Origin of the sequence: Salinivibrio costicola subsp. alcaliphilus, assembly GCF_001996185.1 — a bacterium.
Lineage (GTDB): Bacteria > Pseudomonadota > Gammaproteobacteria > Enterobacterales > Vibrionaceae > Salinivibrio > Salinivibrio costicola.
Genome location: NZ_MUFR01000246.1, coordinates 1 through 204, shown reverse-complemented (window position 1 = coordinate 204; position 204 = coordinate 1). Strand labels below are relative to the sequence as shown.

At 51.5% G+C, this 204-nt stretch carries 1 rRNA gene; it reads right to left on the bottom strand.

The features are described 5' to 3' along the window. Nucleotides 1-95: ribosomal RNA gene (gene rrf, locus BZJ21_RS16065) — 5S ribosomal RNA — on the bottom strand; the annotation flags it as partial. Between the last annotated feature and the right edge of the window lie 109 nt (nucleotides 96-204).

Below are 204 nucleotides of genomic sequence, written 5' to 3'. Positions count from 1 at the left end.
ACATGGGGAGACCCCACACTACCATCGGCGCTGCTTCGTTTCACTACTGAGTTCGGCATGGAGTCAGGTGGGTCCAAAGCGCTATGGTCGCCAAGCAAATTCGGTAATCTAGAAAGCTGTTCGTTCTCGCCACAATCAACTGGCTTATTTCGAGTCCAACCCAAAACCTCTTGGGTGTTGTATGGTTAAGCCGCACGGGCAATT